Below are 23,949 nucleotides of genomic sequence, written 5' to 3' on the forward strand. Positions count from 1 at the left end.
CACAGCCCACCCCGACCATGGCGGCATGACCGAGCTGCTGCTGCCCGAGGTGGGCTACACCGATACCGCGCGCCGCCCGGCCTGGGCGGGGCTCCCGGCCGACCTGCGGGCCGGGATCGAGCAGCGGCTGGGCGCCGCGGTGGTCACGGCGGGCGGGACCGGCGCGGGCTTCACCCAGGGCTTCGCCTCCGTCGTGGGTACGGCCGACGGACGCACCCACTTCGTCAAGGCGGTCCACCGCGACCACTACCTGGCCACCGCGTACACCGACGAGGCCCGCAACACCGCCGCCCTGCCCGAGGGGGCCGCGGCCGCGCGGCTGCGCTGGCACGCCGAACTGGCCGACCACGTCGTGCTGTGCCTCGATCCGGTCCCCGGCGCCCGGGTGCCGCAGCTGCCGTGGCAGCCGGCAGAACTGGCCGCCACCCTCGACGCCTGGGCCCGCACCGCCGCCGTGCTGGCCGAGCCGCTGCACGACCTGCCGCTGGCTACGTTCGCCACCATCGCCGAGAGCACGCTGAGCACCTGGCGCGACGCCGACCCCGACCGGCTCGCGGTGCTCGCCCCCGCACTGGCGCCCCGGCTGGACCGGCTGCGCGAGCTGGAGGCGCGGCTGGCCGAACTGGGCACCGCCGCGACCGGACTGTTCCACTGCGACCTGCGGCTGGACAATGTGGTGCTGGACGCCGACGGCCGGGCCTGGATCTGCGACTGGGCCTTCCTGTCCCGCGGCCCGGCCTGGTTCGACCTGGTCACCCTGCTGCTGTCGGCCGAGGTCGGCGGGCACGACACGGACGCGCTGTTCGCCGCCCACCCGGCGGCACGCGGGCTGCCCGGCGACGCGCTCGACGCCGCGCTGTCGGCGTGCGCGGGCTACTACGTGCACGCCGGGGCCAAGCCGGAGATCGAGCAGTCTCCCGCTCTCCGATCCCACCAGCGGTACTACGGGCGGCTCGCGGTAGGCTGGCTGTCACGGCGCCAGGGCTGGTGCTGACAACGCCCCCGACCAGCCCGCAGGCATGGGCCCGTTTTGGCCGATGCGCGGGCTACCTGGTAACCTGGCACGTCGCGGCTGGTGCTAACGCGCCGGTCCATCCTAAGCAATCAACCGAAACGAGCAGGACGAGGCTGTCGCGTGGCGAACATCAAGTCCCAGATCAAGCGCAACCGGCAGAACGAGAAGGCCCGGCTGCGCAACAAGTCGGTCAAGTCGTCGCTGAAGACCGCTGTCCGTAAGTTCCACGAGGCGTCTGCCTCCGGCGATGTCGACAACGCCACCGCGCTGCTGCGTGACGCCACCCGCAAGCTGGACAAGGCTGTCAGCAAGGGCGTGATCCACAAGAACCAGGCGGCGAACCGCAAGTCGGCCATCGCCAAGAAGCTGGCTTCGCTGTCCGCCTGAGGCCCGGTGCCCGCGCGGGCACTGCCATCAGCATCGCCGATGCCCGGCTCCTGACCACAGGAGCCGGGCATCGGCTTTTGCCGTATCCGCCGCAAGATCGCTGCCTGCGGTCGTTGTGTGCGCTCTGCGGCGAGAGACCGACCGCAGACGGCGATCATGGTGCTCTGGCCGGCCGTGACCCGTGAGTGGCGGCGTAAGGCGGGGCTGTCCGGGGTGGGGTGGGGCTAGTCGTAGCGGTACATCGCGGACTGGCGGGCGCGCTGTTCGGGGCTGCCGATCCACGGCTCCTCGGCGGCGGGGCTGATCGGCTCGACCGGCGCCTGCTCGTGCCGGGTCAGCCGCTCGTACCGGCTGGGCAGGTCCGTCCCGGCGTCGTCGGCGAAGCCCTCCTCGTAGGCGGGCAGCACCTCCGGCGGCGGGGCCGCGCCTCGCAACGGAGCCACCGGGCCCGTCGTGGCGCGGGCGGGCCGCCGGACCGCGTCGCCGCCGGAGCGGGTGGTCGCGCCCGCGATCACGTCGTTGACCTTCACCATCACGGCCACCGACACCGGCAGCACCAGCACCGACCACCAGCTGGTGAGCTCGGCCAGCGACAGCAGCACCGCCAGCGCGACGGCGCCCTCGAAGAACACGAAGCACATGAGGTTGCTGGGGCGTACGTACTGCAGGCCCAGCACCCGCGCGTAGAGCGGCCGGGTGCGCGCCTCCTCGGAACTGATCCCGGCGCGGCGCGACCGGATGGTGCTCGTCATCTCGATCCTCCCGCTCTGGCCTGTGCGAACGCGGCGATGGTGCGCTCCAGCGCGTAGCCGCGGTCCTCCTCGCCGCCCTTGACCGCGGCGTTGCAGTCGGCTGCCGCCCGCATCGCCTGGACCAGCCCCTCCGGGGTCCAGCCGCGTGCCTGGCGCTGCGCCTTCTCGATCTTCCAGGCGGGCATGCCCAGCGTCGAGGCGAGCTGGAACGCGTTGCCGCGCCCCGCCGAAGCCACCCGCGCCACCGTGCGTACGCCGTCGGCGAGCGCGTCGGCGATCGGCACCGGGTCCACGCCGCTGTGCAGCGCCCAGCGCAGCGCCTCCAGGGCCGCCGGCAGGTCCCCGGCCACCGCGGCGTCGGCGACGGCGAAGCCGCTGACCTCAGCCTTGCCCCGGTAGTAGCGCGCCACCGTGGCGGCGTCGACGCGCCCGTCGGTGTCGGCGATCAGCTGCGCGCAGGCGGCGGCGAGCTCACGCAGGTCGTGGCCGACCGCCTCGATCAGCGCCTCGGCCGCGTCGGCCTGGCAGCGCCCGCCCAGGCGGCGCACCTCGCTGGTGACGAAGTCGACCCGCTCCCGGTGCTTGGTGATCTTCGCGGCGGGCACGACCTCGGCCCCGGCCTTGGTCAGCGCGTCCGCGAACGCCTTGCCCTTGGCGCCGCCCGCGTGCGCCACGACGAGGGTCACCTCGGGGTCGGGTGCCTTGACGTAGTCGAGCAGCATCGCCGCGACGTCCTTCTTGGCGTCCTGGCCCTTGCGCAGCACCACCACGCGGCGGCCGCCGAACAGCGACGGGCTCAGCGCCTCGGCCAGCTCACCCACCAGCAGCGTGTCGGCGTCCATCTCCCGCAGCTCGGCGGCCGGGTCGACGACCCGGGCCGCGGCGGCGGTGTCGGTCACGGCGCGCGCGACGAGCAGCTCCTCATCGCCGAGGATGAGGACCACGGGTGTCAGGGCGGGGGACGGTACCTGGCTCACCACCCCGCTATAGTCGCACGCCCCCCTGGCCGACCCTTCATCGTCACTCGAACGGGCGCGTCGTCTTGCGCCCGCGCCCCTCGTGTGGGTGGCGGTCCTCATCCGGTCGCCACGGACAGGACGCCGTCGTCGAGCAGCACCGCCAGGTCGCCCGAAATGTCCGTACGCAGCACCCGTGCCCCGTGTGCGGCCAGCCGCGCCAGCACCGGCAGGCTGGGGTGGCCGTAGTCGTTGCCCGCGCCGACGCTGACCAGCGCAATCCGGGGCGCGACCGCGTCGAGGAACTCCGGCGCCTGGTAGGCGCTCCCGTGATGGGCGACCTTGAGCACCTGCGCGCCGAGTCCGGCCCCCGCGTCCAGCAGCGCCCGCTGCCGCTCGGTCTCGGCGTCACCGGCCAGCAGCACCCGCACCCCGCGCACCTCGGCGAGCAGGAGCAGGGAGTTGTTGTTGGGGTCGCTGCGGGTGCCGCGCAGCGCCGGTCCGGGCAGGACGGTCAGCCGGACCGCGCCCACGGTCCAGCCGCCCTCGGCCGGGGCCGCCACCACGGGTACGCCGTGCGCGGCGGCGTCGCGCAGCACCGCGTCGCGGCCGCTCGCGGGCTCCGGGAAGGCCGTGGTGACCACCGTGCCGACCGGCCGCCCCGCGAGCACGCCGTCGAGGCCGCCGATGTGGTCCAGGTGGAAGTGGCTGACCAGCAGCAACGGCACCGTGCGTACGCCGAGCCGGTCCAGGCACGCGTCGACCGGGCCGGGCAGCGGACCGGCGTCGACGACCACCGCCGCGCCGCCGCCCGCGTTGAGCACGGTGGCGTCGCCCTGGCCGACGTCGCAGGAGACCGCGATCCAGCCAGGTGGCGGCCAGCCGCCCGCGACCAGCCGCACCGGCAGGGCGCCGACGGTGGCGGCCAGCGCCAGCACCAGCGCGATCCGGCGCAGGACGGGGCGGCGCAGGCCGAGCATGGCCAGCACGGTCAGGCCCGCCAGCAGCAGCGCCCCGGGCGCTCCCTCAGGCCACGGCAGCGTGGCGGCGGGCAGTTCGCTGCCGACCCGGGCCACGGTGACCAGCCAGCGGGCGGGCCAGCTGCCGAGCCAGGCGGCGAACTGCGCGGCCTGCGGCCATACCGGCGACAGCAGTGCGGCGGCGACCCCGGTCAGCGTGGCGGGTGCGACCGCAGGCACGACCAGCAGGTTCGCCGGCACGGCGACCAGGCTGACGGTGCCGCTGATGCCCGCGATCACCGGCGCGCACGCGAGCTGGGCGGCGGTCGGCACCGCCAGCGCCTCGGCGACCCCGCGCGGCACCCGGCGGTGGCGCAGCGCGTCGCGCAGGGGCGGCGCGAGCAGCAGCAGCCCGGCCGTGGCCAGGGTGGACAGCGCGAACCCGGCGTCGGCGGCCAGCTCCGGATCGAGCACCAGCAGCGCCGCCACGGTCGCGGCGAGGGCGGGCAGCGCGGCGCGGGGCCGTCCCGAGGCCAGGGCCAGCAGCGCGATCGCGCCCATCGCGGCGGCCCGCAGCACGCTCGGCGAGGGACGTACGAGGATCACGAAGCCGACCAGCGCGACCGCGCACAGCACCGCGCTCAGCCGCGGCCCGGCCCGGCACCACCGCGCCAGCAGCAGCACCGCCCCGACGACGACGGCGACGTTGCTGCCGCTGACGGCGTTCAGATGGGTGAGGCCGGCGGTCTTGAACTGCTGCGCCAGCTCCGGGTCCATGCGGCTGGTGTCGCCGACGACCAGGCCCGGCAGCAGGCCGCCGGTCGCCTCGTCCAGCGGCGCGCAGGCCCGTTGCAGCCCGGACCGCAGCACCCCGGCGGCGCGCTGCGCCCACGGCGCCGGGCCGAGCGGCTGCGGGGCCGCGTCGGCCGACAGCACCGCCGCGCGCAGGTCGCCGCCGCGCGACGGTCCGAACCGGACCCGGGCCCGGACCTGCTGGCCCGGCAGCAGCCCCTGCCAGCCGCCGTCGGCGGCCAGCACCAGCACCCGTGCCTCGGTACGCAGCCCCGCGACGGCGTCCAGGTCGGCCACCACCACCCAGGTCGCGTCCCGGCCGGTCACCCCGGCGACCGCGCGCGGATCATCGCGTACGGTCAGCAGCACCTGCTCCGACGCGTGCTCCCGCACCAGCGCGGCCAGCTCGGGCGCGTCCCGCACCGACAGCCGCGCCCCGGTCGCCACCGCCCCGCACGCGATCCCCGCGCAGGCCCCCGCGACAACCCACCGCCACCCCCACCCCGCCGATCCCCCGCCCTCGCCGACACCCGCGCCCGCCCGCGCACTCACGCCCCCGCGCGGGCTGCCGCCCGCGCCGCCGCCCCCCGTGCCCCGGAGCAGGGTGCAGTTTCGGGGAAAGTGCACGAATCGGCGCCATGATTCCCGCACTTTCCCCGAAACTGCACGACCCCGACCGACCGCGGCACGGTCGACCTGGACGCGGCCGACCCGGGCGCGGAGGCGGTCGGCGGCGAGTAGGAGGACCGTGGTGAGCAGGGCGGTCGCGGTCAGCACGTACGCGGTGCGCTGGTCGGTGTGCAGGACGGTCAGCGTGGCGGCCCAGCAGGCCAGCGCGAACGGCGCCAGCCGCAGGTCGGGTCCCGCCGAGGGGTCGCGGCCGCCCATCAGACCGTGACCAGGTCTTTGAGCTGCTCGTACTTGGCGTCGCCGATGCCCTCGACCTGCCGCAGCTCCCCCACGCCGCGGAAGTCGCCGTGCCGGGCGCGGTGGTCGAGGATGCGCTGCGCCAGCACCGGGCCGACCCCGGGCAGGGCGTCGAGCTGCGCGAGGGTGGCCGTGTTCAGGTTCACCAGGCCGCCGGGCACCGCCCCTGGGCCGCCGCCCTGGTCGGCGGCCGCCGCGCCGGGCACCGCGACCGCGATCAGCTCGCCGTCGGTGACGCGGCGGGCCAGGTTGAGCGTGGACAGGTCGGTGCCGGGCAGCACGCCCCCGGCCGCTTCGATGGCGTCGGCGACGCGGGAGCCGGGCGATAGGCGTACCAGACCTGGATGCCGCACCCGGCCGGTCACCGCGACCACCAGTTCCGCCGGGGAGGGCGCCGCCGTGGGCCGGGGTGCGGCGGTGTCGGCGACCAGCGCCGGGACCGGCTCGGCCTGTGGACGCGCCTGCCAGGCCAGGTATGCCGCGATCAGCACCACGAGCACGGCGACCGCCGCCAGTGCCCGCACCCCGCGCCGTCCCGGGTCGAACGCCGACCGCCCCGGCAGCGCCGACGGCCGCTGCTCCGGCTCGGGATCGCCGCCGGGCAGGGCACCGAACTGCGGCAGCGTGCCGTCCGGTGGACGCGCCAGCCGGGCGCCGTCGGGCGGCACCTCCTCGGCCTGCGGCACGTACCCGGCCGGCGCGGGCACGTCGTCAGACGGGGCCGACTGCGGGACGGCGAACACGCTTCTCAGCCGGCGGTGGGCCGCCTCGTCGGGCGGCTGGGGCGCAGTGACAGCACGCGGCCACGTTAGGAACGCCGGGCACCGCCCGGTATGGCCGCGCGGCACCGCCTGTGGACAACCTGCCGCTTGGGGACGACCGCCTGATCACGGCACGACCGTGCTAGGGCGCCGACGCCGACGGGTGCATTCGCAACGCCCCGTCGGGGCGGCCGCCGCCCCGACGGCGTCGCCGTGAAGGGCGGCGCGTCAGACCTTCGCCCCGAACTCGGTGGTCGTCATCGTCCCGCGGGCCGGTTTCAGGGCCGCGCGGGCGATCTGCTCCGCCTTGGCGCATTCGGCGCGCAGCACGTCGGCGGGGACCGGCCGGGACAGCGCGAACCCCTGCACCTGGTCGCAGCCGAGCTCGGCCAGCATGTTCAGCGCGGTCAGGTCCTCCACCCCCTCGGCGGTGACGAACAGCCCCAGGTTGTGGGCGAGTTCGATGGCGCTGCGCACCAGGATGGCGTCGCCGGGGTCGGTGGCCAGTTCCTGGATGAAGATCCGGTCGATCTTCAGTTCGTCCGCGGTGAGCAGTTTGAGCTGGTTGAGGGAGCTGAAGCCGGTGCCGAAGTCGTCGATCGACACCTGTACGCCGTCGTGCCGGATCCGGCGCAGCACCTCCTGCGCCCGGTCGGGGTCGGTGGTCATCCCGCTCTCGGTGATCTCCAGCCGAAGCAGGTGCGACGGCAGGCCGGTGTCGGCGAGCGCGGCCCGCACCTGCCCGACGAAAGCCTCGTCGAGCAGGCAGTTGGGGCTGACGTTGACCGACACCGTCAGCGGCCGGCCCTGGGCGTGCCAGCCCGCCGCCTCGGCGACGGCGATGCGCAGCAGGTGGTAGGTGAGCGGGATCTCCAGGCCGCCGGTCTCGGCGACGCCGAGGAACGCGTCGGGCGCCAGCAGTCCCAGCTGCGGGTGCCGCCAGCGCACCAGCGCCTCGACGGCGGGGACGGTGGCGTCGGCGATGCGCACCTGGGGCTGGTAGTACAGCACCAGCTGGGCGTCGGGATCGCCCTCGGTGAGCAGCGTACGCAGGTCGGCGAAGAGCGCCATCCGCCCAGGCTGGTCGATGTCGACCTCGGGGTCGTAGAGGGCGACGCCCTTGCCGCTGCTCTTGGCCCGGTACATGGCGGCGTCGGCGTGGCGGAGCATGTCCTCGGCGGAGCAGCCGGGGGCGCCCAGCGCCATGCCCACGCTGCCGCTGACGGCCGCGGAGCCGACGGGCAGCTGGAAGTTGCGGCGCAGCGCGCCGCCGGCCCGCTCGGCGATCTCCAGCGCCGCCTCGACCGAGGAGACGCTGCGCAGCAGTACGGCGAACTCGTCGCCGCCGAGCCGGGCGACCGTGTCCCCCTCCCCGCAGACCTTGCCCAGCCGGTTGCCGGTCTGCACCAGCACCTCGTCGCCCGCGTGGTGGCCCAGGGTGTCGTTGACGGCCTTGAAGCCGTTCATGTCGATCAGCATCACCGCCGGCTGCCGGTCGGAGCCGGGCCCGGCCGCCTCGATGGCGTCGTCGAGCCGCTGCTGGAACAGCAGCCGGTTGGCCAGGCCGGTGAGCGGGTCGTGCAGGGCCTGGCGCTGGCTGGCGCGGGCGTGTTCGAGCACCCGGCGCTGGTAGGCGAGCATGACCCGCCAGATCGCGGCGACCAGGGCGAGCCCGATCGCGAAGCCGAGCATCGTCGCGGCGAACATCCTGGTCTGTACGCTGCGCAGCTCGGCGACCCGTTTCTGCGCCAGCGCGTGGTATGACCGGGACACCTCGGTGATGTCGTGCTGGAGCGTGTAGTAGGCCGGGGTGACCTCCAGCCGGTCCTGCTTGACGGCGTCGGGGTTGCGGTCGGTGACCATGACGATGAGCTGGTCGGCCGCCTGCCGATACGCCGACTGCTCGGCCTGGAGCCGCAGCGCGTCCTGCTGGGCCGCCCCGGTGCTCAGCTCCACGGCCCGGCGCAGCGCGGCATCGGCCTGGGCGGCCGAGTCGAGGTATCTCTCCCGGCTGGCCACCGACGGTTCGAGCTGGTAGTGCCGGGCCTGCATCTCCTGCACGGCCACGGCCGAGCTGGCCTCGCTGAAGATGGCGTCGAGCACCAGGGCCCGGCTCTGCGCCTCGGTGGCCCTGGTGGCCTGGAGGGTGCCCCACAGTGTGAACGCGCCGAGCCCGCACAGGACGGCCGCGAGCGCGGCGGTCATGCCCAGGCTGCGGCGCGGGCGGATGGGGTCGCTGCGGCGGGCACGCCTGCCCCGCTTGCCGAAGGCGGCCCGCCACCAAGACGGCCACTGCATTGTTTCGGGTGCCCCCCTCCGGGCTGGCCTGCGGCCCGCCCCGCCGAGTGCTGCACGCCGACGAGGCAGATGGCCAGGACGGCATATCCGGCTTATCCTACTAACACGTGATAATAATTCACCGTATGGACGACCTCCAGCCACGACGAGCCGCGCGCCGCCGCCTTCGGGCAGCGGCCGCCGCGATGCTGGCCGCTCTGTGCGGTGTTCTGGCCGCATGCAGCACCCCCAGCAAGCCGGATGATACGCCACAAACAGTACGTATCGGCGCACTGATTCCGCTGACCGGCGACAACGCGCCGACCGGCCAGCGGATGATGGAGGCGTACCAGCTCGCGATCAAGGAGGTCAACGACGCGGGCGGCGTGCTCGGGCACCCGGTCGAGCTGGTGACCGGCGACGACGCGTGCGACCCCGGCACGGCGGTGGTGAAGGCGAACGACCTGGTGGCCAAGGACATCACGGTGTCGGTCGGCGGCGGGTGCAGCGTCGCGGTCGTGCCCGTGCTGAAGCCGTTCCACACCGCCGCCATCCCGATGATCATCCCGGCGGCGAACTCGATGGACCTGCTCGCCCCCGGCTACGACAGCGTCTTCCTGCTGGCGGGCACCGCCAAGGAGGAGGGTGAGCGTGCGGTGCAGTCGCTGGCCAAGCTGGGCCGCAAGAAGCTGGCCGTGGTCGACGACGGCACCAGCTTCCCGCAGTCGGTGGCCCAGGCCGCCGTCGAGCGCCTGAAGCAGCCGGACGCGGGACTGGAGCTGGCCGCCCGGCTGCGCATCAGCCAGGGCGCCAACAGCTACCCGCGCGTGGTCGACGAGGTCATGCAGAAGCAGGCCGACGCGGTCCTGTTCACCGGGTACTACCCGGAGGCGGCCACCATCATCCGCGACCTGCGGGCCGCCAAGTTCACCGGCACGATCATGCTGTCGGACGCGGGACTGGACCCCACCCTGTTCGACAAGCTGACGCCGCAGGAGACCGAGGGCGTCTACGGGATCACGCTGCCGCTGGCGCAGTTCGAGCCGAAGGCCAAGGAGTGGGCGCAGCGCTACCGGGCCGCGTACGGCCACGAACCGGGGCCGTTCACGATGCAGAGCTACGACGCGTTCAAGCTGGCCGTCAACGCGATCCAGCGCGCGGGCAGCCTGGACCGGGAGGCCGTGCGCAAGGCGATCGCCGCCACCACCCCGGCCGACATCCAGCTGCTGTCGGGCCCCTCGCAGTTCGGGCCGGACGGGACCCAGCCGCACCCGGACTTCATGCTGCTGAAGATCCACGACGGGGCCTTCACCCTGGTCAGCCAGACGGGCTGACCAGGGCCCGGCGCCCGGTCACGGAATGTCGTTGAGGGTGGTCTCGATCTTGCCCAGGCGCTGGTCGACCTGGTCGAGCCGCTGGGCGAGCTGACGGTTGGTGGCGGCCAGGCCGTCGAGGCTGGCCCGCAGCGCGTCGTCCGCGACGGCCGGGCGCTGCCGCAGCGTGTGCAGCACGACGGGGATTACCCAGCTGACGGCGCCGATGATGGCCACCCAGCCGAACCAGGGGATGCTCTCCATTACGAATCTTCCTCAGGGGTGACGGGAGGGCTCGCGGCGACCGCGGCCCGGACGGTGGGCAGATCGACGGTGAGCGCGAACGGCACCGCCTCGAAATACTTGAGCGCCTTGCCGTCGGGCGACAGCTCCAGGTGCCCCGTGACGTAGCCGACCTCTTCGAGTCGGCGCAGGTGCAGATAGAGCAGCGCCCGGGACATGCCGGTCCGTCTGGCCAGCTCGCTGACGTGCGTCGACTCCTCGGCCAGGGTGGCCAGGATGCGCAACCGCAACGGGTTGGCCACCGCCGCGAGGCGGCCGACCAGGCTTTCGACGTCCACTGGTACCTCTCTGACTAACACCTGTAAGAATTCTATGACAGGTGTCAACCGCGCGTAAGAGCAGCGGGTTCAACTGTCGGGACTCTGTCGGTTCACGACAGAAGGCTCTTCCCAGTTTTTCAACAGTTTTGACGTTACGAATCGTCGAAAGCTGTTCACAGACCTGCCGCTACCTGTACACGCGCTCCTAGGTTCTCCCCAGCCCTTCGCGGCCGGCGTCAACCGGACCCGGTCGCGAAGCCGGCTTCTGGGAGGAGATCACCTTGCTGCAACGCATCTACGGCTTCGGTGCCGCGTTCGTCCTGGTGTTCGCGGCCGCGGTCGGCGTTCCGGGTCCGGCGCAGGCCGCCCCCGAGGGCACCGTCCGGTACGCGGACAGCCCCAGCGCCGTCCCCGGGCGCTACATCGTGGTGCTGAAGGACTCCGCGGTGGCCGCCACCGCGTCGGCCATCGGCGCCAAGGCCCGCGACCTCGCGGGCCGGTTCGGCGGGAAGACCCGCCACGTGTACGACGCCGCGCTGCACGGCTTCTCGGTGTCGCTGTCGGCGCAGCAGGCCCGCCGCCTGGCCGCCGACCCGGCCGTCGCCTCGGTCGAGGCCGTCCAGCACGTGCAGATCGCCGACACCCAGAGCAACCCGCCGAACTGGGGCGACGACCGCATCGACCAGGCGAACCTGCCGCTGAACCAGTCGTTCGCCTACCCGGCCAACCCCGGCCAGGGCGTGACCGTGTACATCACCGACACCGGCCTGAACCCCAACCACCAGGAGTTCACCGGCCGGGTCAAGCAGGGCACCGACATCGTCGACGGGGACAGCAACCCCGCCGACTGCCACGGCCACGGCACCCACGTGGCGGGCACCGCGGTCGGCACCACGTACGGCATCGCCAAGAAGGCCAGCCTGGTGTCGGTACGCGTGCTGGACTGCCAGGGCAGCGGCACCAACGACGACCTGATCGCCGGGTTCAACTGGGTGCGCACCAACGGCGTCAAGCCCGCGGTCGTCAACTACAGCATCGGCTGCACCAGCCCGTGCACCAGCCAGGCCATGGACACCGCGGTCACCAACCTGATCAACTCGGGGATCCAGGTCGTCATGGCGGCCGGCAACTCCGGCGACAACGCCTGCAACTACAGCCCGCAGGCGGTGTCGGCGGCGGTGACCGTCGGCAACTCCAACAGCTCCGACGCCCGCAACAGCACCAGCAACTACGGCACCTGCCTGGACCTGTTCGCGCCGGGCACGAGCATCGTGTCGGCGTCGTACTCCAGCAACACCGGCAGCGCCACGATGACCGGCACCTCGATGGCGTCCCCGCACGTCACCGGCGCCGCCGCCGTCTACCTGGGACAGAACCCCAACGCCACCCCGGCCCAGGTCCGCGACGCGCTGGTCAACAACGCCACCACTGGAAAGATCACCAGCCCGGGCACCGGTTCGCCGAACCGCCTGCTGTACACGGGCTTCATGAACGGCGGGACCCAGCCGGGCAACCCGTCGGTGACCAACCCCGGTAACCAGAGCACCGGGGTCGGTCAGTCGGTCAACCTGCAGCTGCAGGCGTCCGGCGGCACCTCCCCCTACACCTGGAGCGCCTCCGGCCTGCCCGCCGGCCTGTCGATCGGCTCGTCGACCGGCCTCATCACGGGCAGCCCGACCACCGCCGCCAGCTACAACGTCACCGTCACGGTGACCGACTCGGCGAGCAAGACCGGGACCGTCACGTTCACCTGGACGGTCACCTCGGGCGGCGGCGGCTGCACCCCGGTGCAGGTGGTCGGCAACTCCAGCCTGGAGAACGGCACCACCCCGTGGGCCTCGAACAGCGGCGTCATCGGCGCCTGGTCGGGGTACGGCTACCCGGGCCACACCGGCACGCGCAGCGCGTGGCTGGGCGGCCAGGGCCAGACGCACACTGATTACATCTCCCAGTCGGTGACCATTCCCGCCGGCTGCACGAGTGTGACGCTGCGCTACTGGATCCGGATCACGACCGCCGAGAACGACGGCCTGGTCTACGACCGGTTGACCGTGACCATGGGCAGCACGACGGTCGTTTCCGCCACGAACCTCGACGCCAACTCGGCGTACGTGGAGAAGGTGGTCAACGTGAGCCAGTTCGCCGGGCAGACGGTGACGCTGAAGTTCAGCGGCGTCGAGGACCAGAACCTCCAGACCAGCTGGGTCATCGACGATGTGACCATCAGCGCCTCCTGACCTGCGGGGGAGGGTGGCGGTCGGGCGTCTCACGAGGACGCCCGACCGCTATTCCCATTCCCAGCGCATGCCCACGATGCCCGGCGGCACGTCCGAACCGACCAGGTGCGCCCCGTGCGTCGAGCCGATCCACACCTCGCGCAGCCCCTGGTCCGGGGCGTTCACGCCGCGCCGCTCGAACCGGTAGCACCGGGCCGGCACCGCGTCGCGGTGGAACTGCAGTTGCAGCAGGTACTCCCCCACCGGCACCGAGAAACCCCGGTAGTAGATGTCGGTGGGCGCGGCGGAGCTGCTGAGGAACTCGTACTCCAGCACCACCGTGTCGCCCTGCGACAGCATCCGGTCGAAGATGATCTCAGCGGCGCACAGCCCGCTGTCCGGATCGGTGCGCACCCGCCCCAGGCGGCAGTTGCGCAGCGCGTTGATCTGCACCGGGGCGCCCGGATCGTCGGTGCGGAAGATGCCGACGGTGCGCGACACCCGGTCCACGTTGGCCCGCAGCACCTGCCGGCAGCTGAGGCTGATCTCCTGCCGCTGCGCGCCCACCTGGTACACGTCGTGCAGGCTGACCCGGCTGAGCTCGTGGTAGAGCCAGCGGTCCAGCTCCCCGATCATCTTGGCGACGCTGGGCGAGTCGGTGAACAGCCGGTCGATGTCGATGGTCCCCGGGGGCTGGCCCAGCCAGCGCCCGCGCGGGCGGCGCGGACCGAGCTGGGCTATCAGGGACTCGGCGGGCAGCGACAGGATCTGCTCCAGCAGCCGGACCGCCTTCATCGACTCGGGGCGCTCAGGACGGCTGCGCCCCCGGCGCCAGTAGCTCAACGTGGTGGTGCTGACTGTGATCCCGGCAGCGGCAAGCCGCTCCTGGATCTCCTCCAACCGCATTCCCCGGTCTTCGATGGCCAGGTGGAGCACGGCGGAGAACGGGCCGGTTCGCAGCGCGTGCGCCAGGTCCCGGCCGACCGAATCCGGTCGAGCCTTCTCCATGAACGGTGAGTATCGTCACCGCTGCGCGATACCGCCACCGCACTGCGCCGCCGCGGGTGCTCAGCCGGGCAGCAGGGACTGGTCCGGCTCCGGTAGGCGGTGCACGACGATCCCGGCCAGACCGGGGCCGACGTGCGCGGCGACGACCGCGCCGACCTCGCTGGTGTAGAGCTCGCACAGCCGGTCGCCGAGCCGTTCCCGCAGCGCCGCCGCGACCGAGCCGGCCCGCTCGGCGGCGGCCAGGTGGTGCACCGCGACCTCGACCGGGCCGTCCCCGGACGCCTGCACCGCGAGCGCCACCAGCCGGTCCAGGGCACGGGCGGCGGTGCGCACCTTGTCGCGCATGGAGATGCCGCCCGCCGAGACCTCCAGCAGCGGCTTGACCGCCAGCGCCGTGCCGACCAGCGCGGACGCGGCGTTGATCCGGCCGCCCCGGCGCAGGTGCTCCAGCGTGTCGACGTAGAAGAAGGTGGAGGTGCGGCTGATGGTGGACAGCGCCGCCTCGCGTACCCCCTTGAGGTCCCTGCCCTCGGCCGCGGCCCGCGCCGCCGCCAGGGCCGGGAAGCCCACGCCCATCGCCGCCGAGCACGAGTCGACCACCTCGACCGGCCCGGCCGCCTGCTTGGCCGCGATCGCGGCCGAGCCGAGCGTGCCCGACAGCGCCCCGGCCAGGTGCACCGAGACGACACCGTCGACGCCCGCGGCGAACAGGTGGTCGTACACCTGCTTGAACTCGGCCGGAGTGGGCTGGGAGGTGGTGACCGACACCCGCCGCGCGGTCAGCGCCACCGCGACCTCGGCCGGGGTGACGTCGACGCCCTCGCGGCCCGACACGCCGCCGAGCACGATGTGCAGGGGCACCACGGTGAGCGTCCCGTCGCCGACGGCGGCGGGCAGGTACGCGGTGGAGTCGGTGACGACGGCTACGGCCATGCGCGCACGCTACCTGTCACGACGGCTGTGCCGAGATGACCTCGAGCACAGGCCCCATCTGGCAGATCGTCGCGATGTCGGTGCGGATGCGGCCGGTGACCGTCAGCCGGGCCCCGGGCGTGATGACGTCGCGGTCGCCGCCCATCAGCTCGTAGGTCTTGCCGGACGCGCGCAGCACGGTGCAGCCGCCCTCCAGGTCGACATGCTCGACGGTGCCGGTCACGGTGATCTCGTCCCTGGCCGGGGGCGGGATGCTCGGGCCGCCCTTCGGCGGCTTGGGCGTGCCCGCGCCCGGCGACGGTGCGCTGCTCACACTGGCCTCCCCGGTGGGTGTGCCGTTCGGCTCCGCGGTGCCGGTGCGCGCGCAACCGGCCAGCAGGCCGCCCAGCAGCGTCGCGGCCAGCAGGGTTCGCGTCAGGTGCTTTCGCGTCGTCATGTCAGATGGGACGTTACCGGCACGCCGGGAGTTGCGCGAGCGCTGCTCAGACACCCGCGTTGTACGCCGACACCCGCCAGCCGTGCTCTGCCGAGTGGGTCAGGTCGACCCAGTGGCAGTTCTGGATCGGCATGATCGTCGGCAGGATCTCGTACGGCCAGCCCAGCAGGGTGGCGACGCCGTACTTGATGGCGGCGCCGTGCGAGGCGAGCACCGTGGTGGCACCCGGGGCGGCCTCGGCGGCCTGCCGGATGACCTCGACGACCCGCTTGCCCAGGTCGGCCAGTGGCTCGACGCCGTCGCCCGGGGCGTCCACGGCGTCACGCCAGCCGCGCCACGAGACCGGGAACCGCTCCTTGACCTCGGTCATCAGCAGGTCTTCCCACTGCCCGAAGCCGCGCTCGCGCAGCCGCGGGTCGCGCTCGGCCACCAGCCCGGTCAGCTCCGCCAGCGCGGCCGCGGTGTGCGCGGCGCGGCTGAGGTCGCTGGTGACCAGCCGGACGGGGCCGCGGCGAGCGAGCGCCGGGGCCGCGGCAGCAGCCTGCGCGCGGCCCGTGTCGTTGAGCGGCGAGTCCTGCTGCCCCTGCACCCGGCCCTCGGCGTTGTAGTACGTGTTGCCGTGCCGCCAGAGGACGACCCGGGTCACAGCGTGCTCCGAGCCCCGCTCGTTGCTCACGCGGCGTCCTGGGCCGCCAGGTGGCGGTCGACGAACTCGATCCGGGCGCAGTCCTTCCACAGCCGGTCCAGCGCGTAGAACTCGCGCTCCTCGCTGTGCTGCACGTGCACCACGATGTCGTTGAAGTCCAGCAGGACCCAGCGGCCGGCGCGCTCGCCCTCGCGGCGCACGGGCTTGGCCTTCTCGGGCAGCTGGAGCAGGGCATCCTCGATCGCGTCGACGATGGCGAGCACCTGGCGTTCGTTGGAGGCGGAGGCGACCACGAAGACGTCGGTGATGACGAGCTGGTCGCCCACGTCCAGCAGGACGATGTCCTCGGCCTTCTTGTCGGCGGCGGCCTGTGCTGCGGCCAGCGCCATCTCGACGGCACGCTCGGTTGCGGGCACCTTGGTCCTTTCGGTCGTGTCATGCTCGCCAGCTACCGCGGCCTTAATCGGCGTCATCCTTCGCGCTGCTACGGATGACACCGAGCGGCCGCTACCGCTGGCGACGGTCAACCCCCCGCTGGGTGCGGACAGGCTTGACATCAAGAATCTCACAGGCGCGCCGGAAGACGCCGCTGAGATTGCGACGAGGTGCCCCAGCCCACCGCCGATCAGCGGTAAAGACGCCGTTTTGTGATGTATTGCACTACCCCGTCCGGTACCAGGTACCAGACGGGCTGGCCCGCGGCGACGCGCCGGCGGCAGTCGGTGGACGAGATCGCCATCGCCGGCACCTGGACCAGGCTCACCACGTCGGCGGGCAGATGCGCGTCGGTGAGGTCGAACCCGGGCCGGGTCACCCCGACGAAGTGGGCCAGCTCGAACAGCTGGTTCGCGTCCTTCCAAGAGAGGATCTTGGAAAGCGCGTCGGCGCCGGTGATGAAGAACAGCTCGGTCTTCTCGCCGTACTGCCCGCGCAGCTCACGCAGGGTGTCCACCGTGTAGGTGTCCCCGCCCCGGTCGATGTCGGCCCGGCTGACGGAGAACCGCGGGTTCGACGCGGTCGCGATGACCGTCATCAGGTAGCGGTCCTCCGCCGCCGTCACCGGGTTGCCGCTCTTCTGCCACGGCTGCCCGGTCGGCACGAACACGACCTCGTCGAGGGCGTAGCGGTCGGCCACCTCGCTGGCGGCCACGAGGTGTCCATGGTGGATGGGATCGAAGGTCCCGCCCATGATCCCGATACGACTCGCCACGCCCTCCACCGTACGTCAGCCTCTGGCCCGCAGCGCCCGCGCTAGATCATCGGTGCTGTCGGCCAGCTGCCGCGCCGGCAGCGGGTGCACCGGGCCCGCCAGCGCCCGCTCGGCGGCGGCCAGCGTGGCGGGCGACACGGCGTAGACCGGGTACGCGGCCGCGACCAGGTGGGCCAGCATGTCGCCCGAGCGGCCGGCCGAGGCGGGCAGCTCGGCGAAGAACCGCGCCACGTACGGCTCGGTCAGCTCGGCGTGCTCTGGCTGCCACATCCCCAGCCCGGCCGCGGCGCAGATCCGGTTGGACAGCCCCTGCTCGCGCACGATCAGGTCGAAGGCCCACGCCTTGGCCTGCGGGTCCGGCCGCGACGCACGGCAGCGCACGGCCTCCTGCTCACCCCGGGCGCTGTTGTCGCGCGCCAGCTCGGCGTCGATCTCGGCCTCGGACACGTCGCCGAGCACCGACAGCCGGGTCAGCACCGACCAGCGCAGCTCGCTGTCGACGACCAGGCCCTCGGGCACCGCGGTGCCGTCGAGCCAGCCGCGCAGCAGCTCGCGCTCGCCCGCGCCGCCGACCGCGGTCAGCTGGCGCGCGCCGACGAGCTGGCGCCCGCTGCCCGGCGCGGCGGTCTCCAGCAGCGTGCGGGCGGCCGCGGCCAGCGCCGCCCGGCCCTGCTCGCGCTGCTGTTCCGGCAGGAACGTGTTGACCGCCAGACGGGCCAGCGCGAAAACCGACTCGGCCAGGGTCACGTCCGTCTCGGCCGGCAGCACGTCGGCGGCCAGGCGCACGAACTCCAGCGCGGGCCACTCGGCGTCGCGGGTGGCGTCCCAGGCGCTGTTCCACAGCAGCGCGCGGGTCAGCGAGTCCGGCTGCTCGGCGAGCAGCGCACCCAGGTCGGTCCGGGTCCGGTCGTCCAGGCGGATCTTGGCGAAGGTGAGGTCGCCGTCGTTGAGCAGCAGGCCCTTTCCGCGTACGCCGGAGAGCTGCGGCACCGGGGTCACCGCGCCGGACACCTCGATCTCGGTGCGCCGCCACTGCCCCTGCTCGTCGAACCAGCCCAGGCCGATGCGGTGCGGGCGCAGCACCGGGAACTGCGGCGACGCGGTCTGCACCACGGCGACCGACTCGTACGACCCGTCCGCCGCCCAGGTGATCTCCGGGCGCAGCGTGTTCACCTGCGGGGTGCGCAGCCAGTCGCGCGCCCACGCGTCCAGGTCCCGGCCGCTGGCCTGCGACAGCGCGTCCAGCAGGTCGGCCAGGGTGGCGTTGCCCCAGGCGTGCTTGTCGAAGTAGGACCGCAGCCCCGCCAGGAACGCGTCGTCGCCGATCCACGCCACCAGCTGCCGCAGCGCCGAGCAGCCCTTGGCGTAGGAGATGCCGTCGAAGTTGGCGAACGCCGCGTCGGTGTCGGCGACCTCGGTCGGCGCGATCGGGTGCGTGGACGGGCGCTGGTCGGCGGCGTACCCCCAGGCCTTGCGGCCGACGCCGAAGCGGGTCCACGACTGCGGCCACGGCGTCACCTCGGCCACCAGCCGGTAGCCCATGTACGTCGCGAACGACTCGTTCAGCCACAGGTCGTCCCACCAGCGCATGGTGACCAGGTCGCCGAACCACATGTGCGCCATCTCGTGGGCGATGATGGCGGCCCGCTCCAGCCGCTCGGTGTCGGTGACCGTCGCGCGGAACAGCAGCTCGTCGCGGAACACGACCAGGCCGGGGAACTCCATCGCGCCCCAGCTGAACTCGGGCACGAACGCCTGGTCGTACTTGCCGAACGGGTAGCGCACGCCGAACAGCTCGTGGTAGCGGTCCAGGAACGCCTTGGTCAGCATGAAGATCTCGGGGGCGTCGCGGTGCAGCGCCTCGGCCTCGCTGGCCCGCGCCACGATCGCCATGCCGATGCCGTCGTGGGCGTCGTCCACCTGGACGTACGGCCCGGCCACGAACGTGATCAGGTACGTGGCGACCGGCTTGGTGGCCGCGAACTCCCACCGGCCCGGGGCGGTCTGCGCGCCGTCGGCGTTGGCGCGGACCAGCCACGACGGGTCGGCGGTGACGGCCAGGGTCACCGGCGCCTTCAGGTCCGGCTGGTCGAAGCAGGCCATGAACCGGGGCGCGTCGGCGATCGAGGGCTGCGCGTACGTGTAGACCAGGCCGTCGGCGGGGTCGGTGAAGCGGTGGATGCCCTCGCTGGTGCGGGTGTACGGGTAATCCGCGGTCACCTCGACGGTGTTCTGCTCGGCGAGCCCGTCCAGCGCCAGCCGCCCCTCGGCGAAGGCCGACTCCGGCAGCGGCACGCCGTTGAGCGTCGCCGCCAGCAGGCGATCGGCCCGCACTTCGAGGAAGGTGGCGGTGCCGGGTGCCGCCTGGAAGCGGACGGTGGTCACGCTGCGGAAGGTCTCCTCACCGGTAGTGAGGTCGACGTCGAGCTCGTACGACAGCTGCCGCACGGTAGCGGCACGCGAGACGGCTTCGGCATGGGTGAGGCTGCGCTGCGTCATGCGCCCCATCCTGCCTGATAGACCCCCTGCCGCCACATGCCGGTTGCCGCGCGGCGACGCGCGGTGCCACAATCGGCGTCATGCGGATGACGACACCCACGACCAACCTGTGGTGGCTGCCCTGACCCGGCGGCCCGCATCCGTATGACCTCACCAGGCCGCCTCACCGGGCGGCCTTTCTCGTGCACGGGCTCGTGCGCCTCCCGGTCCGGCGACCGCGATCGCGACAGGAGACCGACATGACCCTCACCGCACTCAGCCCCGCCCAGGCCTCGGCCACGACCCGGGTCCGCCGCCTGAGCGGCTGCAAGCCCACCGGCCGCCTGCACCTGGGCAACCTGCTCGGCATGATCCGGCCGATGCTGGCCGCGCAGTACGACACCGACTCGATCACGATGATCGCCGACATGCACGCGCTCACGGTCGAGCACGACCCGGCCCGGCTGCGCGAGTACGTCCGCGAGCAGGCCCGGGTGCTGCTGGCGGCCGGGATCGACCCCGACCGCGGCGTGCTGTACGTCCAATCCGACCTGCCCGAGCACGCCGGACTCCATTACATCCTGGAGTGCGCGACCGGCTACGGCGAGGCGCAGCGGATGACCCAGTTCAAGGAGAAGGGTGCCGGCGCCGCCGGGGTCCGGCTCAGCCTGCTGACGTACCCGGTGCTGATGGCCGCCGACATCCTGGTGCACGACATCGACGTGGTGCCGGTCGGCGACGACCAGGGCCAGCACCTGGAGCTCACCCGCACCCTGGCGACCCGGTTCAACGCCCGCTACGGCACGGTGTTCACCGTGCCGGTGGGGCAGCTGCCGCAGGTCGCGGCGCGGGTGATGGACCTGGCCGACCCGGGCGCCAAGATGGGCAAGACCAACGATTCCGCGGCCGGCACGATCGGGCTGCTGGACCCGCCGGACGTGGTGCGGCGCAAGGTCATGCGCGCGGTCACCGACACCGCGGGCGTGGTCCGCCACGACCGGCAAGGGCAGCCGGGCGTCACCAACCTGCTGGAGATCTACCAGGCGTGCGCCGGGGAACCGGGTCGCTTCACGTCCTACGGCGCGCTCAAGGCCGGGGTGGTCGACGCGGTGGTGGCGCTGCTGGAACCGCTTCAGCGGGCGTACGCGGCGCTGCCGCCGCAGGAGGTGGAGCGCATCCTGGCCGACGGGGCCGAGCGGGTTCGCCCGCGGGCTGCCGCCACACTGCGGCGAGCCGGCGAGGCGATCGGCCTGCGTTGCTAGGGCCGAACGATCTTCTTCGTGAAGCAGACGGAGCTGGAGTTGTGCACGTATCTGCCGTACGGCTCGGTGCGCTGGTAGCCCACCGACTCGTACAGCGCGATCGCCTCAGGCTGGTTCTCGCCGGTCTCTAGGAGCAGCGTGTCCCAGCCCTGGGCGGTGGCCCGTCGTTCCAGTGCCGCAAGGATGCGGCGGGCCACCCCGGCGCGGCGATGCGCCGGTGCCACATACATTCGCCTGATCTCCCCCGAGCCGGTTTCGAGCGGAGTCAACGCTCCGCACCCGACCGGCTGGCTCAGTACGTACGCCACGACGAAGTGGGCACGGGGGTTCAAGGGGGTTCGCGTCGTGCCCGGATACCGCGTGAGAAGTTCGTCCTCAGCGGCGAGTACGAGCGCGGTCACATCAGGGTGGGTGATCTCACGGTGCTGGATCAACACCGTCGTGACGCTAGCCAGGGCATGTTTCCGGACTGTTACGCGCTGCGCACACCCGAGCCGCCCGCACCGTGCTGTTACCCAACCGTAGCGAAACCCACCGTTCACACCCGCGCGAAGGAAGGAAAGAAGGGCACCCTCCCCGCGCGACGCGCAGGAGAAGGCGCCCTTCCCAGCTGGTGCCGCGGTCAGCGGCGCTCGTCCGCGTCCGCGTCCGCGTCGGTCTCGTCGAAGTCGTCGGCGAAGTCCTCGTCGTCGTCTGCGGCGCCGTCGGGGCCCTGGACGTCCTGCCCGTCCTCCAGCCACTCGTCTCCGGCGGTGTCGCCGTCCTCGCGCTCGCGGCGTGCCTTGCGGGCGGCCAGGCGCTCGGTGGCACCGGGCCGGGTCGGCTCGCCGTCGATGCGGATGTCGGTGCCCCGGTTGCCGGGCACGTAGTCGACGCCGGCGTAGACCGTGGGCTGCCAGTCGAACTCCATGGTGCCGATGCGCACCGGGTCGCCCGGCTGCGCGCCGAGCTTGGCCAGCTTCGCCTCGACGCCGAGCCGGGCGAGCCGGTCGGCCAGGTAGCCGACGGCCTCGTCGTTGTCGAACGTGGTCTGCCGCACCCAGCGCTCGGGCTTGGCGCCGCGCACGACCCATACCCCGGCCTTGTCCTGCTCGATCTCGAAGCCGGAGTCGTCGACGGCCTTCGGGCGCAGCACGATGCGGGTCGGCTCCAGCACCGGCTTGGCGGCGCGGTGCTCGTCGACCAGCCGGGCCAGCGCGTAGATCAGCTCCTGGAGGCCCTCGCGGGTGGCGGCGCTGACGGCGTAGATCGGCCAGCCGTACTTCTCCAGGTCGGGGCGGACGATGTCGGCCAGATCCCGCCCGTCCGGTACGTCGATCTTGTTGAGCACGATGATCCGGGGCCGGTCCTCCAGCCCGCCGTACTGCGCCAGCTCCGCCTCCAGGGCGTCGATGTCGGCGGCGGGGTCGCGGTTGGGCTCCAGCGTGGCGGTGTCCACGACGTGCGCCAGCACCGCGGTGCGCTCGATGTGGCGCAGGAAGTCCAGGCCCAGGCCCTTGCCCTCGGCCGCGCCCGGGATCAGGCCGGGCACGTCGGCGACGGTGTACGTCTGGTCGCCGGCCTGCACCACGCCGAGGTTCGGCACCAGCGTGGTGAACGGGTAGTCCGCGATCTTGGGCTTGGCCGCGGAGATCACCGAGATCAGCGACGACTTGCCCGCGCTCGGGAAGCCGACCAGGCCGACGTCGGCGACGCTCTTGAGCTCCACCACCACGTCGAGCCGGTCCCCGGGCTCGCCCAGCTCGGCGAAGCCGGGAGCCTTGCGCCGGGAGCTGGCCAGCGCCGCGTTGCCCCGGCCGCCCCGGCCGCCCCGGGCGATCTCCAGGGTCGTGCCGGTGCCCACCAGGTCGGCGATGACCTCGCCGTCGGCCGTCTGCACCACGGTGCCGTCGGGCACCTTGAGCACCAGGTCGGTCCCGTTGGCGCCCTCGCGGTTGTTGCCCGCGCCGCCCTTGCCGTTCGGGGCCTTGAGGTGGGGGTGGAAGTGGAAGTCCAGCAGCGTGTGCACGTTCGGGTCGACGACCATCAGGATGCCGCCGCCGTGGCCGCCGTTGCCCCCGTCAGGGCCGCCGAACGGCTTGAACTTCTCCCGGTGGATGGAGACGCAACCGTGCCCGCCGTCACCCGCCTGTAGGTGCAGCACCACGCGATCCACGAAGGTCGCCACGTTTCCATCCTCCAGCTATGTAGATCTAAATCAGCATATGCCCGCTCTGCGGGCGCACTCGCACCACTGCCGGCGAGCTCCCCGACAATCAGCGCTCGCCGCGGCCCGCGCATGCCCCGAACACACTGGGACGCTCACCACAACGCGGGTCCGGGTCACTGCAGTTTCCGGGAAAGTGCAGGAATTCTGGCCGGAATTCGTGCACTTTCCCCGAAACTGCGGTGACCGCCCGGCCCTCGGCGCGGCGCAGCCGGCGGAAATGGTAAGAGGCGGGAAGGCGCAGCGCGCCTTCCCGCCTCTTATGAGCAATCAGCCCTCGACCGGGACGATGTTCACGGTCTTGCGGCCGCGCTTGAGGCCGAACTGCACGGCACCGTGGGCCAGCGCGAACAGCGTGTCGTCGCTACCACGGCCGACCAGGTCGCCCGGGTGGAACTTGGTGCCACGCTGGCGGATGAGGATCTCGCCGGCGGACACGACCTGACCACCGAAGCGCTTCACCCCGAGCCGCTGGGCGGCGGAGTCGCGACCGTTGCGCGAGCTGGATGCACCCTTTTTATGTGCCATCTCGAGGCCTACTTCCCGCTCTTGATGCCGGTGACCTTGACCTGGGTCAGCGGCTGACGGTGACCCTGCCGCTTGTGGTAGCCGGTCTTGTTCTTGAACTTGTGGATCCGGATCTTCGGGCCCTTGGTGTGGGCCACGACCTCTCCGGAAACAGAAACCTTGGCAAGCTTCGCCGCGTCGGTCACCAGGTCGCTGCCATCAACGAGCAGCACTGCGGACAGTGCAACCGCGTCGCCGGGCGCGCCCGCGAGCTTCTCGACCTCGATCACGTCGCCCTCGGCGACCTTGTACTGCTTGCCGCCGGTCTTGACGATCGCGTACATG

General features: G+C 72.6%; 23 protein-coding genes. 5 read left to right on the forward strand and 18 right to left on the reverse strand.

The window, feature by feature from the left end; translation table 11 throughout:
• The first annotated feature begins 25 nt into the window (after positions 1–25).
• Entirely contained in the window at positions 26–994 is a 969-nt protein-coding gene (locus Cs7R123_RS13525) for a phosphotransferase family protein (RefSeq protein ID WP_212826570.1), read from the forward strand.
• A 141-nt stretch (positions 995–1,135) separates the two neighbouring features.
• Positions 1,136–1,402 (forward strand): 30S ribosomal protein S20, encoded by a 267-nt coding sequence (gene rpsT, locus Cs7R123_RS13530; protein WP_212826571.1) that lies wholly within the window; start codon positions 1,136–1,138, stop codon positions 1,400–1,402.
• A gap of 224 nt (positions 1,403–1,626) precedes the next feature.
• Here rpsT and Cs7R123_RS40160 read toward each other — a convergent pair whose 3' ends face one another.
• The 5 genes from Cs7R123_RS40160 to Cs7R123_RS13555 all read right to left on the reverse strand — a co-directional run bounded on the left by Cs7R123_RS40160 (position 1,627) and on the right by Cs7R123_RS13555 (position 8,847).
• On the reverse strand, positions 1,627–2,154 hold the full coding sequence (locus Cs7R123_RS40160; protein WP_244871809.1) for a hypothetical protein: 528 nt from the start codon (positions 2,152–2,154) through the stop codon (positions 1,627–1,629).
• Complete coding sequence (holA, locus tag Cs7R123_RS13540; RefSeq protein WP_212826573.1) at positions 2,151–3,131, reverse strand: DNA polymerase III subunit delta; 981 nt, start codon at positions 3,129–3,131, stop codon at positions 2,151–2,153. The genes Cs7R123_RS40160 and holA overlap by 4 nt, the downstream gene beginning before the upstream one ends.
• A 98-nt stretch (positions 3,132–3,229) precedes the next feature.
• Positions 3,230–5,749 carry a ComEC/Rec2 family competence protein gene (locus Cs7R123_RS13545; RefSeq protein WP_212826575.1) on the reverse strand — a complete coding sequence of 840 codons (2,520 nt, stop codon included), beginning with the start codon at positions 5,747–5,749 and terminating at the stop codon, positions 3,230–3,232.
• Positions 5,749–6,531 (reverse strand): ComEA family DNA-binding protein, encoded by a 783-nt coding sequence (locus Cs7R123_RS13550; RefSeq protein ID WP_244871810.1) that lies wholly within the window; start codon positions 6,529–6,531, stop codon positions 5,749–5,751. Before Cs7R123_RS13550 ends, Cs7R123_RS13545 begins: the two co-directional genes overlap by 1 nt.
• 246 nt (positions 6,532–6,777) lie before the next feature.
• Positions 6,778–8,847, reverse strand: coding sequence for a bifunctional diguanylate cyclase/phosphodiesterase (locus tag Cs7R123_RS13555; RefSeq protein ID WP_212826577.1), 2,070 nt, complete (start codon positions 8,845–8,847; stop codon positions 6,778–6,780).
• 125 nt (positions 8,848–8,972) lie between these two features.
• Here Cs7R123_RS13555 and Cs7R123_RS13560 point away from each other — a divergent pair, with 125 nt between their 5' ends.
• The gene (locus Cs7R123_RS13560) at positions 8,973–10,160 is read left to right on the forward strand and encodes a branched-chain amino acid ABC transporter substrate-binding protein (RefSeq protein WP_212826579.1); all 1,188 of its coding nucleotides are present in this window, start codon (positions 8,973–8,975) and stop codon (positions 10,158–10,160) included.
• A gap of 18 nt (positions 10,161–10,178) precedes the next feature.
• Here Cs7R123_RS13560 and Cs7R123_RS13565 read toward each other — a convergent pair whose 3' ends face one another.
• Positions 10,179–10,403 carry a hypothetical protein gene (locus Cs7R123_RS13565; RefSeq protein ID WP_212826581.1) on the reverse strand — a complete coding sequence of 75 codons (225 nt, stop codon included), beginning with the start codon at positions 10,401–10,403 and terminating at the stop codon, positions 10,179–10,181.
• Positions 10,403–10,720, reverse strand: a complete 318-nt coding sequence (locus Cs7R123_RS13570; RefSeq protein ID WP_212826583.1) for a winged helix-turn-helix domain-containing protein — start codon at positions 10,718–10,720, stop codon at positions 10,403–10,405. Before Cs7R123_RS13570 ends, Cs7R123_RS13565 begins: the two co-directional genes overlap by 1 nt.
• Before the next feature lie 263 nt (positions 10,721–10,983).
• Here Cs7R123_RS13570 and Cs7R123_RS13575 point away from each other — a divergent pair, with 263 nt between their 5' ends.
• Positions 10,984–12,939, forward strand: a complete 1,956-nt coding sequence (locus tag Cs7R123_RS13575) for a S8 family peptidase (protein WP_212826585.1) — start codon at positions 10,984–10,986, stop codon at positions 12,937–12,939.
• Positions 12,940–12,987: 48 nt separating this feature from the next.
• On the opposite strand, the gene Cs7R123_RS13580 is transcribed toward Cs7R123_RS13575, so the two are convergent.
• The 7 genes from Cs7R123_RS13580 to pepN form a co-directional block, all read right to left on the reverse strand.
• Complete coding sequence (locus Cs7R123_RS13580; RefSeq protein WP_212826587.1) at positions 12,988–13,926, reverse strand: hypothetical protein; 939 nt, start codon at positions 13,924–13,926, stop codon at positions 12,988–12,990.
• Positions 13,927–13,986: 60 nt separating this feature from the next.
• Positions 13,987–14,859 (reverse strand): DegV family protein, encoded by an 873-nt coding sequence (locus tag Cs7R123_RS13585; protein ID WP_212826589.1) that lies wholly within the window; start codon positions 14,857–14,859, stop codon positions 13,987–13,989.
• Between the two features lie 16 nt (positions 14,860–14,875).
• The gene (locus Cs7R123_RS13590) at positions 14,876–15,295 is read right to left on the reverse strand and encodes a hypothetical protein (protein ID WP_212826591.1); all 420 of its coding nucleotides are present in this window, start codon (positions 15,293–15,295) and stop codon (positions 14,876–14,878) included.
• Between the two features lie 46 nt (positions 15,296–15,341).
• Positions 15,342–15,971 carry a histidine phosphatase family protein gene (locus Cs7R123_RS13595; RefSeq protein WP_374706941.1) on the reverse strand — a complete coding sequence of 210 codons (630 nt, stop codon included), beginning with the start codon at positions 15,969–15,971 and terminating at the stop codon, positions 15,342–15,344.
• Positions 15,968–16,357, reverse strand: a complete 390-nt coding sequence (gene rsfS / locus Cs7R123_RS13600) for a ribosome silencing factor (RefSeq protein WP_212826593.1) — start codon at positions 16,355–16,357, stop codon at positions 15,968–15,970. Before rsfS ends, Cs7R123_RS13595 begins: the two co-directional genes overlap by 4 nt.
• 209 nt (positions 16,358–16,566) lie before the next feature.
• The gene (gene nadD, locus Cs7R123_RS13605; protein ID WP_280517294.1) at positions 16,567–17,151 is read right to left on the reverse strand and encodes a nicotinate-nucleotide adenylyltransferase; all 585 of its coding nucleotides are present in this window, start codon (positions 17,149–17,151) and stop codon (positions 16,567–16,569) included.
• 15 nt (positions 17,152–17,166) lie between these two features.
• Entirely contained in the window at positions 17,167–19,650 is a 2,484-nt protein-coding gene (pepN, locus tag Cs7R123_RS13610; RefSeq protein WP_212826595.1) for an aminopeptidase N, read from the reverse strand.
• Between the two features lie 239 nt (positions 19,651–19,889).
• Between pepN and trpS the strand changes: the two genes are divergently transcribed.
• The gene (gene trpS, locus Cs7R123_RS13615; protein ID WP_212826597.1) at positions 19,890–20,891 is read left to right on the forward strand and encodes a tryptophan--tRNA ligase; all 1,002 of its coding nucleotides are present in this window, start codon (positions 19,890–19,892) and stop codon (positions 20,889–20,891) included.
• On the opposite strand, the gene Cs7R123_RS40165 is transcribed toward trpS, so the two are convergent.
• The 4 genes from Cs7R123_RS40165 to rplU form a co-directional block, all read right to left on the reverse strand.
• On the reverse strand, positions 20,888–21,631 hold the full coding sequence (locus Cs7R123_RS40165; RefSeq protein ID WP_244871811.1) for a GNAT family N-acetyltransferase: 744 nt from the start codon (positions 21,629–21,631) through the stop codon (positions 20,888–20,890). The genes trpS and Cs7R123_RS40165 overlap by 4 nt on opposite strands.
• The gene (gene obgE, locus Cs7R123_RS13625; protein WP_212826601.1) at positions 21,514–23,058 is read right to left on the reverse strand and encodes a GTPase ObgE; all 1,545 of its coding nucleotides are present in this window, start codon (positions 23,056–23,058) and stop codon (positions 21,514–21,516) included. Before obgE ends, Cs7R123_RS40165 begins: the two co-directional genes overlap by 118 nt.
• 309 nt (positions 23,059–23,367) lie before the next feature.
• Complete coding sequence (rpmA, locus tag Cs7R123_RS13630; RefSeq protein WP_212826602.1) at positions 23,368–23,625, reverse strand: 50S ribosomal protein L27; 258 nt, start codon at positions 23,623–23,625, stop codon at positions 23,368–23,370.
• A gap of 8 nt (positions 23,626–23,633) precedes the next feature.
• Positions 23,634–23,948, reverse strand: coding sequence for a 50S ribosomal protein L21 (gene rplU, locus Cs7R123_RS13635; RefSeq protein ID WP_212826604.1), 315 nt, complete (start codon positions 23,946–23,948; stop codon positions 23,634–23,636).
• Between the last annotated feature and the right edge of the window lies 1 nt (position 23,949).

The sequence above is a fragment of the Catellatospora sp. TT07R-123 genome (assembly GCF_018327705.1).
Lineage (GTDB): Bacteria > Actinomycetota > Actinomycetes > Mycobacteriales > Micromonosporaceae > Catellatospora.

Coding starts and splice junctions, on each gene's coding strand:
- Cs7R123_RS13525 (WP_212826570.1), top strand. CDS start 26: ATGACCGAGCTGCTGCTGCCCGAGGTGGGCTACACCGATACCGCGCGC.
- Cs7R123_RS40160 (WP_244871809.1), bottom strand. CDS start 2,154: ATGACGAGCACCATCCGGTCGCGCCGCGCCGGGATCAGTTCCGAGGAG.
- Cs7R123_RS13545 (WP_212826575.1), bottom strand. CDS start 5,749: ATGGGCGGCCGCGACCCCTCGGCGGGACCCGACCTGCGGCTGGCGCCG.
- Cs7R123_RS13555 (WP_212826577.1), bottom strand. CDS start 8,847: ATGCAGTGGCCGTCTTGGTGGCGGGCCGCCTTCGGCAAGCGGGGCAGG.
- Cs7R123_RS13560 (WP_212826579.1), top strand. CDS start 8,973: ATGGACGACCTCCAGCCACGACGAGCCGCGCGCCGCCGCCTTCGGGCA.
- Cs7R123_RS13565 (WP_212826581.1), bottom strand. CDS start 10,403: ATGGAGAGCATCCCCTGGTTCGGCTGGGTGGCCATCATCGGCGCCGTC.
- Cs7R123_RS13580 (WP_212826587.1), bottom strand. CDS start 13,926: ATGGAGAAGGCTCGACCGGATTCGGTCGGCCGGGACCTGGCGCACGCG.
- Cs7R123_RS13585 (WP_212826589.1), bottom strand. CDS start 14,859: ATGGCCGTAGCCGTCGTCACCGACTCCACCGCGTACCTGCCCGCCGCC.
- Cs7R123_RS13590 (WP_212826591.1), bottom strand. CDS start 15,295: ATGACGACGCGAAAGCACCTGACGCGAACCCTGCTGGCCGCGACGCTG.
- pepN (WP_212826595.1), bottom strand. CDS start 19,650: ATGACGCAGCGCAGCCTCACCCATGCCGAAGCCGTCTCGCGTGCCGCT.
- trpS (WP_212826597.1), top strand. CDS start 19,890: ATGACCCTCACCGCACTCAGCCCCGCCCAGGCCTCGGCCACGACCCGG.
- rpmA (WP_212826602.1), bottom strand. CDS start 23,625: ATGGCACATAAAAAGGGTGCATCCAGCTCGCGCAACGGTCGCGACTCC.
- rplU (WP_212826604.1), bottom strand. CDS start 23,948: ATGTACGCGATCGTCAAGACCGGCGGCAAGCAGTACAAGGTCGCCGAG.